Origin of the sequence: Brevibacillus sp. FIR094 (assembly GCF_050477165.1) — a bacterium.
Lineage (GTDB): Bacteria > Bacillota > Bacilli > Brevibacillales > Brevibacillaceae > Brevibacillus.
In genome coordinates, this window is sequence record NZ_JBEAES010000056.1 from 1 (window position 1) to 16,832 (window position 16,832).

The following is a 16,832-nucleotide window of genomic DNA, read 5'->3' on the forward strand; positions in this document are numbered from 1 at the left end:
TACTAATCGGTCGAGGACTTATCCACACACTTAGCAATCATGCGTATTCAGTTTTGAAGGAATAAGACGAAAAGCTGTATTCCCGATTACTTGTAAAAAGTAATGGAGAATGCAGCTTTTTTTGTGTAATAAGTGTAACCGTGCAGAACGAATGCACGGTTTTTTTGTTTTCTTTTTTTGTCCCTCTAATCTCCCCTACGCTAGAAACATTGGAGAGGAGGGGGAGAATGTCTATACATCCGTTACGACTATTGGCTATATTGCTTTTCGCTACATGTATAGGTGTAGCGACCTACATCATTTTGAAGCCGCATCAAGTGACCTATATACAATTGCGGTCAACAGTGGTGAAAGAAAGTGGCCAATTACTTGAAGCGAGGGATATGGAGCCATTGACACTAAGACTGGGAGGGATTTTTCAACAACCCATTGCTCCAATTCCAGGTTTGATTCCATGGGAAGAAGGACAGCGTCTTGTCGGTTTAGCGTTCACCCGTCAAGTGAAGGGAGGCAGACCGTTATTGCAAAGTGATTTGGAGCAAACAAGTAATGCGCAAGGCAGCGGAGTGATAACTGAGAAGATGACAGGTATGAGCATTCCCGTAGACAATGTTGCAGGAGTTTCACCGCATGTATCGAGCGGAGAAAGGGTGCACGTCTATGCTTCCTTTGAAGATGAGACAGGAGCACATTCTGGAATCCTATTGCAAAACATGCCGATCATTGGTATTCAACGCGAAATGGAAGGTGATCATCCTAATTTGGTAGCTGTTACTCTCTCCCTGACACGTGATGAGGCTGTTCTGCTAACACACGCACTTCATTATGGAAAAATCAGATTGGGCTTGGCGGCACTAAAGGATGGGGGACATCCGGGAATAGGAGACGCTAAATTCGCTGCAGAGTTAATGAAGACGAAAACACGCTGGGGTATTCAAAAGGAGGAGCAAGAGTGAAAAGGCGTTTGCTCATAGTAGACGATGATCGAGATTCAGCTCGTTTGTTAACGGCTCAACTTATAAACAGCAGATGGGTAGAAGTGTGCGGGGAAGCACTCGGAGTGGAAGAGGCATGGGCAAAATTACAGACAAACCAACCCCATCTAGTATTACTCGGTGGTATAAAAGGAACGGAAAGAGGTGTGTTGTGTCAGCAATTTCGGCTAGCCTTTCCTCATCTTTCATTTATTGCTGCTTGCTCAATGGATGAACTGATGTGGGAGCCATTTTTCCGGAACTTAGGTTTATGGGTTATTGCTAAGCCCATTGAGCCAGGGCAAATCGAAGCGTTAGCCATGATGATACAGCCTCCAGGTATGGTAGCAGACGCTGCGCCACAACAACACCAGTATGTAATCCAGGAACAAACCAAGAGCTATCCGAGCCAGCCGCCATCATTCGCCGAGCCGATCACAGATGGACGAGTGCCTGAAATGACTCGTCCCAAACAGCTTATTACCGTTTACGGCCCAAAAGGTGGCGTAGGAAAAACATTTATTTCTCGTGAGCTGGCGGTTTTCTTTTCCATGCAAAAAAATGAAGGTCTCCCATTGCGGGTAATTGCTGTTGACTTCAATCTTGATCTCGGTACATTTGCAACTACCTTGAATCTCCCTCGTACCCCTAATCTTTTTACGTGGGTAAAGGATCTTGATGCTCAGTTGCATTCGTTTATTCAGAGTCAAGGAAAAGACCCGTATTCCATTAGCAGTGAGGAATGGCAGGAATACGCACAAGCCTTGCCGTTATCTCCACAACAAATCGAGAAATATGTGGTTGCTCATCCTGATACGGGATTGCATGTACTTACCTCCCCTCGTGATATTCGGCAAAGCTTTGAAATCCGTGACTATCATTTATATCTGATTCTCGAAACGTTAAAACAAAGCGACTACGATGTCATTCTAATCGATACGGCTCCTGATACAACAGATGCAACGATTCAAGCTCTGTTTTTTGCAGAACATGTCGTGATGGTGGGAAATCCGGTGGTAGACTCCATTGAAAATATTCAACGATTGCTGAAACTGTTGAGAGAAGCAGAGTACCCTGAAGAACGCATTCAAATTTGCATGAATCGATTGCAACGGAAAGAGATGTTTACCTTAGATGAAATTCGTGCCTACTTCCAACTGCACCCTAGCAAAAAAATCTTCTCAATACCTGACGATGTGGAAGTAAAAAAATCGATTAACACCGGAACACCAGTCATGCTCCAGACAGGGAGAATTCCGGCCAAGGAAGCCATTGAGACATTAGGAAAAGCACTGTTCCCCGTAGATGGGGAGCAAATGAAGGCTGCTGGAAAAGAGAAACAAAAAGAGAAAACATCTCTCTTCAAGTGGTTATGGGGATAAGGGAGGGTGTCATGTTCGATAAAAAACAGTTACTAGGCATTTCTAATCATATCCGCACAACGCAAGAATTACGATCAGCGGGGAGGGGAATGGCGGGAGTCCCTTCGACGCTTCACGAAAAAATGCATGCTGATCACGAGCGGACGAATGAAAAATGGGTCGGGACAGATAGAGAAACATCAATTCGTACCCAGATTGTTGAGAAATACGGAAAACGATTATGGGAGGAAAAGCAGTCCCCACTCTTTTTAGATGAGTTGAAGACAGATATTCGAATGCTGTTGGAGGCGCAAACCACACTGACATCCATACAAATGGAAGTAGAAGTAAAACGATTGCTGCATTCTTTGACGGGTTGGGGGCCATTAGATGCTTTGTTAGAGGATAACGACATTACGGAGATTCTTTTTCATCGCTATAACTATCTCGTCATTGAAAGAAAAAGTACTGGTCGTCTTGAATCGCCAGACATTGCTGTTTTCCGTGATGAGGAAGAGCTGCTGCGCTTATTGGAACAAATTGCAGCGACAATGGGGCGTGAGTTTAATGAAACAAAAGCAGAGCTGCATACACAGCTTCCGGACGGTTCCCGAGTCGCTGCTACGCATCGCTCTATTTCACCCGATGGTCATATGCTCACGATCAGAAAACACCGTGAGTTACTCAGCGACTCCGACTACTTGCGGTATGGTTCCATTTGCGAGCCGATGCTTCTCTTTTTAAACAGAGCCGTCCAATTATCTCGTGCATCTGGCATTGTCAGTGGAGGAACAGGCTCAGGCAAGACACACATGCTCAATCTCATCTCTCAATATGTTCCTGATCATTTGAGTATTATTACGATCGAGGATGTTTTGGAGATGAAGCTCCAGCATCCTTTTGTGCGCAGATTTTTAGCGAAGCCTGCGAATTATGAGGGGAAGGGTGGATTTTCGATCAAGGATTGTGTGCGTTTGTCCTTAAGAAAAAGGCCGGATGTCATTATGGTCGGTGAGACACGAGGTGGTGAAATCGTAGATATGCTTTGGGCGATGAATACGGATCACCCCGGTAGCTGGAGCACAGCGCATGCAAACTCACCACGAGCTTTGGTCGATTCAACATTGCCCATTTTATTTGGAAAAGCAGATGAAGGATATAGTACTGAGGAGCGCAATTTAATGATCGGTTCAGCACTGGACCTGATTGTTCAAGTAAAACGTTTTGAAGAAGATGGTAGTCGCAAGGTGGTTGCGATAACGGAGGTTGTGGGGACGGGTCAATCGCATGAAGAATGGATAAAACGAGCTTGTAACATTAAGCAGGTTCTCCCGGATCGGGTGTATTTGCAGGATATTTACGTGTACGAAGCAACTGGGGTGGAGAATGGGAGGGTAAAGGGTCACTTCAAATGGACAGGCTATCGCCCAGAGCGATTGATTAAGCGATGGCTAGAGAAAGGGCTGTCACGAGAGGAGATTGAGCAAGTCTTTTTCACCACACCAATACCGCTATAGGAGGAGAAGGCATGGATATTATCTTACCTATTGCGATAGGGATGGGGATGGCCATCCTGTTATTGATCATGCCCAACAAATTGTATATGCGAGAACCGACGGGGAAGCACGAAATCGTAGAAGTGCTGCAACAGGAAAGAAAAACAATTTGGAAGCAGTTTGAGGAGAGGTTGGCGAAATCGCGCTCAGGATGGGGGGTAAACCAGTATGTGACTCTCTCTTTTATATTGGGGATCGCGTCCTTTGGTGTGAGTAGTCAGATCTTGCAGTCTTGGTGGATGGCATTGCCTGCTTTGCTGGCAGGGATTATGTTTACCGAACGGTTGGTGAGTGTATGGGGAGCTCGTCGAAAGGACGATTTCGAAGCAGGTAATGTAAAAGCGATTCGTCTCATGGCCAGTTCTTTACGAACTTCTCCATCGTATTTGCATGCGTTTGAACAGGTAGCGGCTAGTCCATTCTTATCAGAAATCGTATTAGAGGAATACAGGCGTATTGTAGAGCTATTGCGGGTACAAGTCCCGTTAGAGCACGTAATGAATCGATTCTTTGAACGTACAGGATCAGCAGATGTCAAATATTTAGCGACCATTGTCCACATTCAACGTGAAATGGGGGGAGATATGGCCAAAACGCTCGATTTGGCTGCCTCTTCGATATTGCGGCGCCGACAGTCGCTCCGTAGACAAAAAGCAGCTATGGCTCAGATCGTTGCACAAGTGAATTTACTAAGTGTCATGCCGTTTGTTTTTGTCATTGCGTTGTATGTGAATAATCCCAATCATTTCGACCCACTAACGGCCACAATGGGGGGACGGTTGCTTATTTTGGGAAGCTTGGCTTCTATTTTGATTGGGGGAGAAGCAATTCGTTATGTTGCGCATAAGAGCATAAGCAGAGGAGCATAGGAGAGGGTGCAATGTTCGTTCTCGTCATTAGTATATTGGTGAGTGTTGCTATATTTCTATACGGTCTTCCGTCATGTGTGAGTAAGGGAGAACCATTCTCCGCCACACTTTTGGGCAGGATTGATTCCGAGAAACAAGCCAAACTTGAGCAATCGTTTCAACAAGGACGAAAAAGGTGGACACTGGTTCGAGGCTTGGAGAAAAACCAGGTACTGCTACAGCATTTCTACAAATGGACGGGTGTCGATAAGAAAAAAATGGAGGAAACATTGGCGCGTCTGGGGATCGAAATAAGCCTGACAGAGATTGTCGTGTTCCGGCTCATCAGTATGTGTTTCATTGTTTCATCTCTAGCTTCATTGGCAATGAGCATGGTTAATGGTGAAAAAATTGGTACGGTGAATGGGCTTCCCTTAACGTTTAGCTTATTTTTGTACTTGCTGCCCAATATGCTGCTAGATTGGGCGGATAAGCGGGCAAAAGCTGAAATTCGTACGCAGGTCCCTATCTTTTTTAGCATTGTGCAGTCATTGGTGGAAGCAGGCATGCCATTGCAGCAGGCTGTTAAGCAGACAGCGAGGCGTTTTGATGCAAGACTGGGAAGAGAGCTCGCGAGTCTAGAAATGGGAGAAAAAAGGCATGGGAACTGGAGAAAGGCGCTTGAAGAGCTGGCCTTTCGGTGGGAGGTAGATTCGTTGACTACCATCGCGATGGAGATGAACGAGGCGATGAAAAAAGGGGTTAGCTTATCACAAATGTTGTCTGTCCAAGTAGAGGAGCAAGTGAGACAACAAGAAGACGAAGTTGCTACCCATATGAATCGGTTAAATATCAGGTTATTGCCTTTTGTCATTTTGTTAATGGGTCTGCCGCTGTTGTTCTTAGTGATGGGGCCTGCATTCATTGGCATCGGAGAAAGCTTGTAGAAAAATAAGCACATGTAAATATTTTTGCGAGAGGCACTGTCTTTTGGCAGAGTGAAAATAGAACCAAAATCTCAATGAGGAGTGAATGGAATGGGAACCATCGCAGATTACGTCAAGCGTTTTTGGTATGAAGAGGACGGTGTTACGATCGTGGAAATGGTCATTATCATTGCCGTCATCTTGATTGTGCTTATTCCGACACTGACACAACTAGGTACTGCCGAAGACGAGAAGCTGAAGGAACTGCAAGAAAAGATAAGCAAATGACAAACGTAGCCTTGCTGGGCCTATTAGGAGCGGCAGCATGGATGGATTGGAGACGAAAAAAAATATCGAATACCCTTGTTTTTCCGGCGATTGCTGTCGGCTTATGGTATCAGTGGGAAGGTGAATTATTAGCCGGAGCCTTGCTAGGTGTGGTGGGAGCCTTTTTGTTGACAGCTGGTCCCGTAATCTTAAAAGGGATGGGGATGGGGGATCAAAAGTTGCTGATGGCTGTTGGTGCTTGGACGAGCTGGGGTGCGGTGTATTCTTTGTTTTTGCATTCCATCGTTTTGTGCCTGATTGTTATGGTGTTCTATCCGCAAAATTGGGCTCGCTTATGCAACAATCTTCAAATCATAGCAGCTGGATGGTTGGCTCATCGACAAGTTTGGCTTCCAGGCAGGGAAAAAACAGCTTTTTCATTCCCCTACGCGGTATATTTGCTGGGTGCTTTTGTGTTCCAATCCGTACGAGATGTCATCGGAGCAAGCGGATGATCACACGCATGGGACGAGTGATACGTGCGAGGATGAAAGATGAGCGAGGCAGCCAAATGATTGAATTTATTTTGGTGTTTCCTTTAGTTTGGATCTTGATCGTATTCTCCTTTGACCAATTCAGCATGATGTACAACAAGCAAAAGGCATTGGCGGCTGCGTATGAGGCAGGGAGAATTGCTGCAGTGCAGCCAAATTTCGGTTTGGCCAAATTCCATGCGAAAGAGCGAGGAACATCAGAATTAGCACAAGGTATCGGAGTCCTTCACAAAGATGTGCAGCTGGAGCTTGATGGGAACGGCTGGAGAAAAGGTAGTCATGTAAAAGCTGAAGCAATAGTTTCATTTCGGCTCCTCGCTACGGGGGAATTATACGAGATAACCGAAAGCTATCACATGATGGTTGAAAATGCGGAGGAGAAGCAATGAATGATTTGTTGCACCATTTTTTGTTTCGAGTGAAGGAGGAGCGCGGGGCAACAATGATTACTGCGCTCTTCTTTCTCTTCTGCTTAGGTAGCTTACTCTCTATCTTGTTATTTTTGGAGCAGACAGATTATCTAAAAATGAAGATGCAACATACAGCAGATTTAATAACCAAAGGAGCGCGTACGGCTGGAAAATGGGAGTACGTGGATTCAAATGGTGATAAGCAAATCAGATTGTTTGCGACAACAGAAGAAGCTGAATGGCGTGATGCGGATATCATTCGCGGGGCACGTGAAGAAGCGGGGATTCTTTGGAAATTAAACAGGCCGAATCTGGAGGGGACAAGTGAAGAGGTCTCTATCATTCACCAAAAAGGTGAACGGCCTTATTTGTACTTTCAAGGAATCTATCATGTAGAAGTAAAGCTTGAAAAGTATATACCTGTATTTTGGGATGAGCTTTTTGTAAAAATGAACAGAGTCTCCCAGTCTGGAGTCTATGAATAAAGTCATAATTTTGAACGAAGGCACTGTTATTTTTGTCCTAATCCCGCATGGTAATTTAGTAGTATATTCCAAAAATGGGGATAGGAGTGAGATGACAGTGCCCTCAAAAATAGTCGATCGGTACAAACGAATTCTTAACGGAGAGCAAAAGCGTTTTTCCCCGTATGAGTTCGAAGATGTGCAGTACCGTAAGCAAAAAGTCCAATTAGTTGTCAGATATGCGATTGAAAATGTAAAAAGGTGGACTCCAGAGCAGGCGCGACGTGAATTGAGCTTGCAAGATGTCAAAGAATTGAGGCTGCATTTAGTAAGAGAATTTATTGAACCGCCTATCGAGGCAAAGGCTGAGGATGTGTATTATTTCGTCGAATTTGCTTATCCGTATTTACCACGGCTTTCAGAAGAGCAACGAGTGCTATGGGTTTACCAAGAAGTGCTTTCAGGCATACGACGTCATTTTCCCCCAGCTTATTTTCAGAGCATAAAGGGTGAGGAACGGGCAAAAATATGCATCGACTATATGTGCAAGCATCTACTAAAGTTGGCAGATTTGCGTCAACTGCCAAGTATCTTCAGCAAAACAGAGAGAGCATACACGCTCCTGAAAACATATAAACTCAAGATTCTCGTCGATACACTCTACTTTTCACCATTTGATATGGTCACTGAAATGTATCCCGAACTTAGTGATCCCTCTTATTGGGAAGAGTTATAAAAATATTTGCACAACCCTGCTGTCTTTTTTTACGGTAGAGATAGTTTCATAGGCTTATAAGCAGATGAAACGGCCGTACTCTACAGGTGAGAGAAGGAGGCGTTGCGTATGGCAACAGTAGAGGCTCACCAGAAATGCTCTGCATCCGTGGAGCAGCTTCTGGGGCGACAAGTACGCTACCAGAAGCACAAACCCGGTAGGTATCTTTCAGTGGAAAGAGTTCCGCAGGGAGCGTTCCAGATCGAATCCGTACATCGATTTGGAGACAGAGTAGTACTCAATGACGGACTGATTGTAATGGAGAATGCTCCAACCGTCATGGAACGCGGGGGAAGGATCGCACTTCTTTTCGCGACCGGAGAAGAACTTTACTTTGTAACTGAGTAGGTTCTCTTAATCGCCTTGCACGGGTGCGTGTGAGGCGACCCATAAAGTGAAATGCCTGGTTTATCAGGCTAAATAAGATTCGACGAGTCACGAGAATGTTGTTGGAGAATATCTATCGCTCTATAAAAAGGAAAATGGGGGTATTTTGACGTGTTGGCAAAGAGTGCAATCGAATTAGTCAACCGCTGCTATGAGGAGACAAACAAGCTGACATTGTTGTCATTGGAAGAGTTTAAGGAATCCTTTATTGCTTTTGTTTTTGGAGATTACCAGGAAGAGTTTATGGTTCAGTATGATCTAGAAGAGTTTTATGAGCATCTGAATCAGCTTCAGTTATCGAATTGCCGGAGAGATTTTGATCGAGCAGTTGAGGAATGGTACATCACAGAGTATGGAAGCGGGTATAAAGGCGTCAGTTATCATGACATTTTGTTTACGCTAGTAAAGGAAGCAGTCGTTCAATACCAATCGCCAAATCGGATAGCACTCATCCGAGACGTTACCAAGCTCCTTACTATGCCAAATGGATTCCTTGCCCGTTGGCAAAATGGGCAGATACGTGAGCGTCCCATCCCCACATATTTTAAATACTTGATGAAGCTCGGAGTACGTACACATGAAGATATTGAAACGTTGGTAGACATGTGGCTGGTAGAGTACCCAAACGCATTTAATAAAAAGCAGCAGGAGCTATTTGCCAATCCACCGAGAAGAGGAAGACCTAACAACGTTGAGCTCGCTCTGTTAATCGAACTAGCCATGAAAGTGAGACCAGAAATGACAGCTCAGGAACGAGAGCGGCTGCGCAAAATATACTATTATCATCGCAAGTCCCTCACCGTTCGAGAGATGGTTGAGAAATTTGAGAAATACATTGCCAGTAAAAATAAATCAAATGATTCCCAGGTGGGATAATCATGTTTCGCCAAATGAGCCGCTTTGTCTCCAGGTTCCGTGATTTGGAGCAGCAGGAGTTTTCACAGTCAATTGAGGAAGAGCGGCAATGGAGAGTGCTTAAAGAAAAGCTTGCTTCGCCACAAATTTCGCCACCAATAGTTGAGCAACAGGAGTCGTATCAGCGTAAATGTATTGCTGTTATGAGTTTGTACGCACAGGCTGGAGCTAGTTTTCTTGCAAGTAACCTAGCGTATGCATGGTCAGGAAAAGGTATTCCTGTCACCCTTTGCGAGTTACCAAAAGTGACTTCCTATTATTATTTTGCACTTGATTTTGAACGTAGAGTTCGACAACAAGTAAGAGATTCTCCTACACCATCGCTCCTCATGCAGAATAACCATCTTCGCATCCAGATAGAATCCCCAGCACAACTTCAGCACGAATCTTCTCAAACAGATACAGCCAACTGGTTACTACGGATTTGTAAGGATAGTCCCATTGTTGTCATTGATGTTTCTTCCTACTGGAATGATCTCCACTCCAAACAAATTTTTGAGCATGCCGACGAAATATGGGTAGTCTTTGATGCAGATTTGGCTAGACTTACCCGTTTGTTCTTGGTAGATCAAGCCCCTGCTTGGTGGAAGACAGAAAGAAGAAAAATAAAAATGATAGCAAACAAGTGGAATAGCCAATTGTCTCGGACAAGCATCATGAAAAAAGTAGAAGGAACGCTCTCATTATGGGATCAGCAGTCGGGAGCTACACAGGTAACTGACATGATTCCGTTGATGGATGGAGAGAAAACAGCAATGGCCAGCGCCAAAGCCAACCTACTATTGGAGCTTTTCCCGGAGGAAGAGATTGAGTTTCAGTCATTGATTCATGCTTGTAAAGGAAGGATGTTATGAAGAAGCAAACATTGCTTGTCATTTGCTTAATTTCGTTTCTGTTAGCAGGGTCGTCCTTTTATGCAGCGACTCAATATATTGACGCGATGGCTGCGGAAAAGCTGTTTGCCCCAGTTGTAAAGGTAGCTGCAGGGAAAGAAATATCAGCCTTCGAGCCGATTACACGAGATGATGTGATACTTGTGCAGGAAGAAGTGGATGAAATTCTTCCAGGCTCAGCGCGTGATTTGGATACTGTTCTGGGGAAAAGGAGCACGCAGACAATATACGAAGGTGAGCAATTATTAGTGGAAAAGCTGACAGATACACAGCTTTTACCGGAAAAAGGGGAGGCGCGCTACGAGTTCCCCCTCCTATCCATTCATCCTTTAACGGAATTACGTAAAGGCGACCATGTGAAAATTTGGGTCAAATACAAGAGTCTCTCGGAGCTGCAAGACTATCCTGCACCACTGCATTTTCGAAAACCAATGATACGGCAGATTTGTTATTTGAAAGTCAGCTTGCAAGCGTGAGGGACAGTAATGGTATCGAGATCTATACACTAAAACCGAGCTTGTTGCCATCTCCTGATCAGATGGACTCCATCTTTCATGGATCACGAGAAAAGCCGTTGCAGAATGGCGAAAAACGATATCGTGACTACCGGGTTCAGCCAACAGCACTACCAGCTTTTATCGGCTTTAATTTGACAGACGAGGAGTATGTGATAGTAAGCGAGGCAATGTCATATGGGATGCTTCAGGTAGGTCATATCATGGGTTCAAAGGAGCAAGCGTCATGAAAATTTTAGTTTGTTATCCGATGAAGTCACTCGCCAAGACGTATATGCCTGTGTACAGTGATGTGCTGGTAGCAGAGTCGGCGGAGGAGTTTTCACGGCTTGTACAGCTTTATATGCCAGAAGCTACCGTGATCTTTTCTGAAATGTTTAACTCTCCCGTTTGGGAATGGCTTCCGGCACTGAAAGCACAGCTCCCGTCTAACTCACCGTTAATTATTGTTCCTCTTTATCGGGATGAGAAGATGATCGAGAAGGTAGCGGAGGAGTCTGGGCTAGAGCATGTATATCTGTTATCAGCCCATTTATCTCAAGAAGAAATACGCCATCAAATCAGTCTGCTTCTAGGCCTCGTGCAAGATTGTGCAGATACCGGATCGTCAAAAGAAAAGGGGCTCGTTTACGCTTTATTGAGCTATGGAGCTTCTGGCATTACTACTTTTTGTATTAATTATCCCGTCATACTAGCGAGACAGCATCCTGAAAAGCGAATTGTCGTACTTGATATGAATGACGCTAAGCCGGATTTAACACGTTTCTTCAAACTCCAACAACATCAATTATCTTTATTTCGTCCTGACTTTATCGATATACAAACAACTGCCAAGCGTAACTGGAGCAATGTCTGCAAACAGAGCGCGCATTTGCCTAATCTGTATTACGCACATGCCGCCAGCAAATGGAAAAGCTCTGAATTAAGCAATCTAATTAGTGTGTTTCGCATGCAATTTGACTATGTATACGTCGATTGGGGTTACTGCTTCCCTGAGTCTGAGACATTACAGCGGTTGCTTCATACCGTTGACCGCAATCTTTTATTCGTGAGAGCTGATCCCTTTAGTATCGATAGTGCCAGAGAGTGGCTGCATAAATGGAGAGAAAGAGGAGTGAAATGCGAGGTTCTTCTCAGTCACTTAGATCCTGGGCAACCCTTTCGAATCGGGGAGGATGTTTCGGTCTACGGTGTAGTACCACGCATTTCGGAGAGCAGGCTCAATCAATCTCAACAGAGCTGCAGTGTATTAATAGAAGAGTTTTTACCTCCCAAATCGTACATCAGCAGTTTGAAGGAAATTGCTAAGGCACAATATATGGATAAAAGTGCGGTGTTTTGCTGATGAGAGGGATAGAACGAGAACAACCAGTTGGATCGGACATCCAAACCATTGAGGACATGAAACAAGCAGCAAGAGATTATTTAAATCATTTTGGCAAAACTCGCGAAGAGAAGCTAGAGATGCAACGAATTCTCGCTTTGGCAGAACAGGGAGATCGTGATAGTCACAACCATATTATTCTTCGCTTGCAGCATTATTTCGAGGAAGTCCTGCAACGACCAGTGACCGAACAAATTTTGCCGCATGTCAACGGTTATGAAGGGCTCACCTTTTCTACTTATGGGTGGGGCATACTCGATGCCGTCCTCCATTTGTCTCCGTGGGTAGAGGAAGTGCGAATTTCTGCAAACCGCAACATTGCCTACTTGGAGCAAGGGGTCAAAAAATTTCTCTCTTACACACCAAGCTGGAAAGAGGTTGAAACCCTCCAACAAAAGTTGACCAATACAGCGGGTCTATCCTTTAACGAGAAAAAACCTAGATTGAGCGGATACTTACATTCACTAAAAGCGAGATTGACTATGTTCACTTTCCCTTATTCTAGAGTACCGACCATTCTGGTTAGACGATTTACAACGCCTACTTTTTCACTCGACCAACTCCGTATACAGCAACAGCCAGCCTTCGACGAAAGAATTCAATGGCTAATGGAACAGCAAGTGTACGGACGCAGCAATGTACTGGTTATTGGACCGATGGCTGCAGGGAAAACAACATTGATGATGTGTATGATGAAGCTGAAGGACCCTCGGACAGAATATATCACGATCTTTGAAAGTGAACATGAGATGCGATTTGGTGATATTTGGCCAGGTGAAGTGATTGAACTCCAAAACGTGGAGGAAATCGGCATTGAATTAGAGCATTGCTTCAAAGATATGTACCGATCAACCGCAAATACGATTTTGATTGGAGAAATTCGCGAGCCTATAGAAGCGTATCATTTTATAAATGCCGGAATCAGAGGGACGGACGCTACAATCGGAGCGATGCACGAACGATTTGCGCATAGAGCGTTACATGATTTGACCGATCTTGTTTATCAATACGGAGGGCGGAGTGTCGAGTTGACCCAGGAGCGGATTAGCAGGGCAGTCAATTTTGTCAATTCGCTTACATACCGCAACAGTGGTCATCGTTTTATTGATGCCATTCATACGACAGAGTGGAATTCATCATTTAACCGAGTCGAATCTATTCCCCTAGTAGGTCGCAACATGCAGACGGGAGCTTATGAATGGACGGGAAATCAACTGAGCCCACATTTAGTTGAATACATGTGTTATGTCGGTAAAGCAGACATTGAAGTGTTGAAAGAGTTGCGTCTTACCGATATAGGCAGGCAGCTATGATTTACACATTTCTTTTCCCCGTGTTTCTATGTCTCTTCTCTGGCTTTCTGTTTCTCGGCTTACACCTGTATAAGGGATGGAGAAGTCCACGCGTATTCTTCCCGCGTACAGTTGAGGTATGGAGAGAAAAATTTTTAAGGCATTCTACCCGGCGCATGTTGTATGAACGCTTTGAGCGTTGGTGTCAAATCGTGGGAGGTACACCAGAAGGGTACTTATTACTATCCATGATTGGCGGGATAGTGGGTTTCATCTCGGGTATTTTGTTAGGAAATATGATTGTATCCTTGTCGCTTTTTCTCTTATTCCTCTTGCTGCCAACACTGATTCTATATGCACGCTATACCGTACAAATGAATAAAAAAATCAGCTCCTTCTGTCGTTTCGTAGAGTTGTTTGCCCGTTATTATAACAGTCGCAAAAACATCGTCCTTACCTTTCGCGAATGATAGAGGAATGCCCCAAAGAGTTATTGCCTGACCTCCTTCTGCTGAACAATAGCCTTTCGGATGGGGGAAACTCGGTTACGGCAGTGGAACAATTTGCGCAGAGACTGGATCATCCGTGGGCTTTTGATTTTGCAACGTATATTTCCAGCGGTTTGGAAGGAGAAACAGAAGATATTCAGTCACCTCTAAATCGGTTAACGAATGAGATGTTTGTACAACAAGATGAAAAGCATGAGCGTGACAGTGAAATATACTCCATTTGGATCAGTCTGCTTATCGTCATAGCGATTTGCATTTGTTTAATCCCCTACAACCAAGGGTTGCTTCAAGATTCCTATCGTCTCTATTTCTACACGCCAGATGGACAGGCCATATTAGCGATTGCGGCGACTGTGTGGACCTTTTCGATCCTGTTGGCGTTTATTTGGGGAAGGAGATATCGCTAATGCCAATGCTAGTCATGTATACCTACCTTGGATTAGGCGCTCTATTTGTTTTTAGTGCAACATTTATGATCGGGAAGTATTTGTTTCACAAGCAAAAGCCGAAACTATTTGTTTCCGGGGTGTGGTGGGGAAAGTGGGAGCAGGCACTCAAGCCTGACGAAGACGACAAATGGGATCAGTTACTATCACGAGCAGGAAGGCCTTTTGGATGGGGGAAACCGGAGTGGGTGTTTCTGCAACTGTTGACTGGAAGTACCGTTTGTATCCTGATTCTTATGTGGGTCGTCGTAAGTCGAATGGAATCATTTCCACTTCTGTCGATGTGCCTGGTATCTGCAGGGAGTTACATGCTGCCGTACATGGGTTTGAAGATGTGGGCCAATCACAGGGAGGATATGCTGAGCACAGATATTGCTAGATTTATCAATCGCTATGTGACCCTTCTAGAAAATCAGGTGCCCATTTACAATGCCATGGTCAAGGCTGCAAGACCGACTAGAAAGCTAAAGGAGTATATCCCTACTTTATCTGAGTGGAACAGAGATTCTAATGAAGCGCTTGAGAGTTTTAAACGCAAAATTGGCGTCGACGACGGAATTATCCTCGTGTCGAGCATGCGTACAATTGAGACGCTGAGCGAAGGACAAGTAAGTGCAACTATGCAACGAATGGAGTGGGCTGTCGATCATCGAAGAATGTTCCGTCATCGAAAAAAGATAAAGTCTTTGGGGATCGGCTACACGGTCATTGTCTACCCGGCATTTTACATGGGATTATTGGTCGCCATGTTTCCCTGGTACAAGCTGCTTACAGAAATTCTGGATAAATATTTGATCTGAGGAGGAGAAAACTCATGACCAAGCTATTATCTATCATCATGTGCATTGTTTTCTCTTTAGGAATAATCGTTTCTAGCTTGTCCGAAATAAACACATCGGTAGTGAGAGAAGATGGGCTGAGAGATCGAGCAGTTGGGTGGATCGACAAAGCCATACCTTAAATCACGTAAGAAAAGGGGGAAATTTGAGATGTCGAAAATGTTTTTTATATTTTTAGCATGCGTCATGGTGTTAGGGATCGGTGTCAGCAGCTATGGCAATGAGTTAAGCCCGGCGGCAAACGATTCTGCCGAGAGTATTAACCAATCCATCACATCGCTGAATTACGATACCCGAAATGAAAACATCAACTTCAGGATGCAAAACGGCACATCCTATACATCGTCAAACTAATGCTGCACATCCACGTTCTTCTCATCATTTCGATTATGGTAGGGAGCTTGTCCGCGGTGCTTTGGAATCTCCAGCCAGAGGAGCAGCTTAAACAGACACAACAAGAAAGGGTGTATCGAGTAGCGACGGTCATCTTCCATTAAAGAGGAGCTGGCGTTTCTAAAACGATGGTGAAAGCAAAAGTCTTTCTTATTTGTCTACTGGTCCTTTTATTGATCACTTCTGCATTGGGAGCTTACCACTTGTACGCAATGGAAAGGGCGATTGCACGTGGAATCTATGCTGACTTACTGGATGATATGCAGGACATCGGGTATTTGGAGCCGACGTTAGCAGATTACTATCTTCTGAAAATGAAAGAACTGGGTTGGGAAGTGACAGGGGATGCGTTTGCTGGGAGCTGGCCTCGAACCGAGAGCGAGCGGGCTCGCAAAGAGCGGCAGGAGGCGATTACCTTGTCGGTTACCATCCAGCCTTCAAAAGTGACCCAATGGCTGCACAAATTTGTGGAGGGGGATACATCCTTTTCCTTTACGGGAAGCCGTCCGTCCGAATACTTTGATCCAGGGTGGTAGTACATGAATAAAATGATTAGCATTTTGGCCGTAATGGCTATCGTTTTGCCTTTGACGGTAGGCTTGCTTCTCACCGGTCCGCAAAATCTCCTTTCGGCATGCACGCAGTTTTTCGGTGATTTGCTCGCTGAAGTAACGCGTTTTGGTACAGGCTAATGGGTCAGTTAATCGCTGTGATCCTGAACATTATGGTTATGCTACTCGTTCCATTGGGACTATTACAAGTACATACGGTTGTTCAGGCCAGAAACGAATTATTGGAAGTGAGCGCGGCCGCTACGAAATACGTCAGCAACCACGGGGGGACGAGTGAAGCCAACTTGCAACAAGAGGTTCGGGCATTGATCGCTCGGGAACTGAGAGAGAAAAAGTTTTCCGTTCCAGATCAGGACCTGTCTGTTAGTGTCACTCGCACTCATTCACTTGATCCCGTCTTATGGAGCCACGAAGATGAATTTGTCGTGGAGCTGGCAATTCCATACCCTCGTTTTACCTCATGGATTCCAATGCCGGCTGACTCCTTGCAAGTTCAAAGAATAGGTACAGTTAACATCATGGACTACGATCTGTAAAAGCTCCCGTTAGGAG

At 44.8% G+C, this 16,832-nt stretch carries 25 protein-coding genes; all 25 read left to right on the plus strand.

Annotation, left to right across the window (positions count from 1 at the left end; genetic code table 11):
- Nucleotides 1–227 precede the first annotated feature (227 nt).
- The 25 genes from cpaB (at nt 228) to ACQ5DJ_RS28565 (ending at nt 16,816) form a co-directional block, all read left to right on the plus strand.
- Complete coding sequence (gene cpaB, locus ACQ5DJ_RS28445) at nt 228–956, plus strand: Flp pilus assembly protein CpaB (RefSeq protein ID WP_429845383.1); 729 nt, start codon at nt 228–230, stop codon at nt 954–956.
- Nucleotides 953–2,356, plus strand: a complete 1,404-nt coding sequence (locus ACQ5DJ_RS28450) for an AAA family ATPase (protein WP_429845384.1) — start codon at nt 953–955, stop codon at nt 2,354–2,356. The genes cpaB and ACQ5DJ_RS28450 overlap by 4 nt, the downstream gene beginning before the upstream one ends.
- A gap of 11 nt (nt 2,357–2,367) precedes the next feature.
- On the plus strand, nt 2,368–3,852 hold the full coding sequence (locus ACQ5DJ_RS28455; protein WP_429845385.1) for a CpaF family protein: 1,485 nt from the start codon (nt 2,368–2,370) through the stop codon (nt 3,850–3,852).
- Between the two features lie 11 nt (nt 3,853–3,863).
- Nucleotides 3,864–4,760 (plus strand): type II secretion system F family protein, encoded by an 897-nt coding sequence (locus ACQ5DJ_RS28460; RefSeq protein WP_429845386.1) that lies wholly within the window; start codon nt 3,864–3,866, stop codon nt 4,758–4,760.
- 11 nt (nt 4,761–4,771) lie between these two features.
- Entirely contained in the window at nt 4,772–5,686 is a 915-nt protein-coding gene (locus tag ACQ5DJ_RS28465; protein WP_429845387.1) for a type II secretion system F family protein, read from the plus strand.
- Between the two features lie 90 nt (nt 5,687–5,776).
- Nucleotides 5,777–5,953: a hypothetical protein gene (locus ACQ5DJ_RS28470; protein ID WP_012683911.1), complete on the plus strand. Its 177-nt coding sequence runs from the start codon at nt 5,777–5,779 to the stop codon at nt 5,951–5,953.
- Nucleotides 5,950–6,447 carry a prepilin peptidase gene (locus tag ACQ5DJ_RS28475; RefSeq protein WP_429845388.1) on the plus strand — a complete coding sequence of 166 codons (498 nt, stop codon included), beginning with the start codon at nt 5,950–5,952 and terminating at the stop codon, nt 6,445–6,447. The genes ACQ5DJ_RS28470 and ACQ5DJ_RS28475 overlap by 4 nt, the downstream gene beginning before the upstream one ends.
- Entirely contained in the window at nt 6,444–6,875 is a 432-nt protein-coding gene (locus ACQ5DJ_RS28480) for a TadE/TadG family type IV pilus assembly protein (protein WP_429845389.1), read from the plus strand. Before ACQ5DJ_RS28475 ends, ACQ5DJ_RS28480 begins: the two co-directional genes overlap by 4 nt.
- Nucleotides 6,872–7,381 carry a hypothetical protein gene (locus ACQ5DJ_RS28485; RefSeq protein ID WP_429845390.1) on the plus strand — a complete coding sequence of 170 codons (510 nt, stop codon included), beginning with the start codon at nt 6,872–6,874 and terminating at the stop codon, nt 7,379–7,381. Before ACQ5DJ_RS28480 ends, ACQ5DJ_RS28485 begins: the two co-directional genes overlap by 4 nt.
- A 97-nt stretch (nt 7,382–7,478) precedes the next feature.
- Nucleotides 7,479–8,096 carry a hypothetical protein gene (locus ACQ5DJ_RS28490; RefSeq protein WP_429845391.1) on the plus strand — a complete coding sequence of 206 codons (618 nt, stop codon included), beginning with the start codon at nt 7,479–7,481 and terminating at the stop codon, nt 8,094–8,096.
- Between the two features lie 108 nt (nt 8,097–8,204).
- Nucleotides 8,205–8,483: a hypothetical protein gene (locus ACQ5DJ_RS28495; RefSeq protein WP_017246987.1), complete on the plus strand. Its 279-nt coding sequence runs from the start codon at nt 8,205–8,207 to the stop codon at nt 8,481–8,483.
- Between the two features lie 150 nt (nt 8,484–8,633).
- Nucleotides 8,634–9,398 (plus strand): hypothetical protein, encoded by a 765-nt coding sequence (locus ACQ5DJ_RS28500; RefSeq protein ID WP_069853023.1) that lies wholly within the window; start codon nt 8,634–8,636, stop codon nt 9,396–9,398.
- Between the two features lie 2 nt (nt 9,399–9,400).
- Nucleotides 9,401–10,291: a hypothetical protein gene (locus ACQ5DJ_RS28505; RefSeq protein ID WP_429845392.1), complete on the plus strand. Its 891-nt coding sequence runs from the start codon at nt 9,401–9,403 to the stop codon at nt 10,289–10,291.
- The gene (locus tag ACQ5DJ_RS28510; protein WP_429845393.1) at nt 10,288–10,806 is read left to right on the plus strand and encodes an SAF domain-containing protein; all 519 of its coding nucleotides are present in this window, start codon (nt 10,288–10,290) and stop codon (nt 10,804–10,806) included. The genes ACQ5DJ_RS28505 and ACQ5DJ_RS28510 overlap by 4 nt, the downstream gene beginning before the upstream one ends.
- Entirely contained in the window at nt 10,803–11,075 is a 273-nt protein-coding gene (locus tag ACQ5DJ_RS28515; RefSeq protein WP_429845394.1) for a hypothetical protein, read from the plus strand. Before ACQ5DJ_RS28510 ends, ACQ5DJ_RS28515 begins: the two co-directional genes overlap by 4 nt.
- On the plus strand, nt 11,072–12,190 hold the full coding sequence (locus tag ACQ5DJ_RS28520; protein ID WP_429845395.1) for a hypothetical protein: 1,119 nt from the start codon (nt 11,072–11,074) through the stop codon (nt 12,188–12,190). The genes ACQ5DJ_RS28515 and ACQ5DJ_RS28520 overlap by 4 nt, the downstream gene beginning before the upstream one ends.
- A complete protein-coding gene (locus ACQ5DJ_RS28525; protein WP_429845396.1) occupies nt 12,190–13,542 on the plus strand; it encodes an ATPase, T2SS/T4P/T4SS family in 1,353 nt (450 codons plus the stop codon). Before ACQ5DJ_RS28520 ends, ACQ5DJ_RS28525 begins: the two co-directional genes overlap by 1 nt.
- A 191-nt stretch (nt 13,543–13,733) precedes the next feature.
- On the plus strand, nt 13,734–13,991 hold the full coding sequence (locus ACQ5DJ_RS28530) for a hypothetical protein (RefSeq protein WP_429845397.1): 258 nt from the start codon (nt 13,734–13,736) through the stop codon (nt 13,989–13,991).
- An 83-nt stretch (nt 13,992–14,074) separates the two neighbouring features.
- A complete protein-coding gene (locus ACQ5DJ_RS28535; protein ID WP_429845398.1) occupies nt 14,075–14,437 on the plus strand; it encodes a hypothetical protein in 363 nt (120 codons plus the stop codon).
- Nucleotides 14,437–15,276, plus strand: a complete 840-nt coding sequence (locus ACQ5DJ_RS28540; RefSeq protein ID WP_429845399.1) for a hypothetical protein — start codon at nt 14,437–14,439, stop codon at nt 15,274–15,276. Before ACQ5DJ_RS28535 ends, ACQ5DJ_RS28540 begins: the two co-directional genes overlap by 1 nt.
- A gap of 14 nt (nt 15,277–15,290) precedes the next feature.
- Entirely contained in the window at nt 15,291–15,437 is a 147-nt protein-coding gene (locus tag ACQ5DJ_RS28545; protein ID WP_007725181.1) for a hypothetical protein, read from the plus strand.
- A 28-nt stretch (nt 15,438–15,465) separates the two neighbouring features.
- The gene (locus ACQ5DJ_RS28550) at nt 15,466–15,669 is read left to right on the plus strand and encodes a hypothetical protein (protein ID WP_007725184.1); all 204 of its coding nucleotides are present in this window, start codon (nt 15,466–15,468) and stop codon (nt 15,667–15,669) included.
- 251 nt (nt 15,670–15,920) lie between these two features.
- Nucleotides 15,921–16,244 carry a hypothetical protein gene (locus tag ACQ5DJ_RS28555; RefSeq protein ID WP_429845405.1) on the plus strand — a complete coding sequence of 108 codons (324 nt, stop codon included), beginning with the start codon at nt 15,921–15,923 and terminating at the stop codon, nt 16,242–16,244.
- A 3-nt stretch (nt 16,245–16,247) separates the two neighbouring features.
- Nucleotides 16,248–16,400, plus strand: a complete 153-nt coding sequence (locus ACQ5DJ_RS28560; protein ID WP_007725191.1) for a hypothetical protein — start codon at nt 16,248–16,250, stop codon at nt 16,398–16,400.
- The gene (locus ACQ5DJ_RS28565) at nt 16,400–16,816 is read left to right on the plus strand and encodes a hypothetical protein (RefSeq protein WP_429845400.1); all 417 of its coding nucleotides are present in this window, start codon (nt 16,400–16,402) and stop codon (nt 16,814–16,816) included. Before ACQ5DJ_RS28560 ends, ACQ5DJ_RS28565 begins: the two co-directional genes overlap by 1 nt.
- The last annotated feature ends 16 nt before the right edge of the window (nt 16,817–16,832 follow it).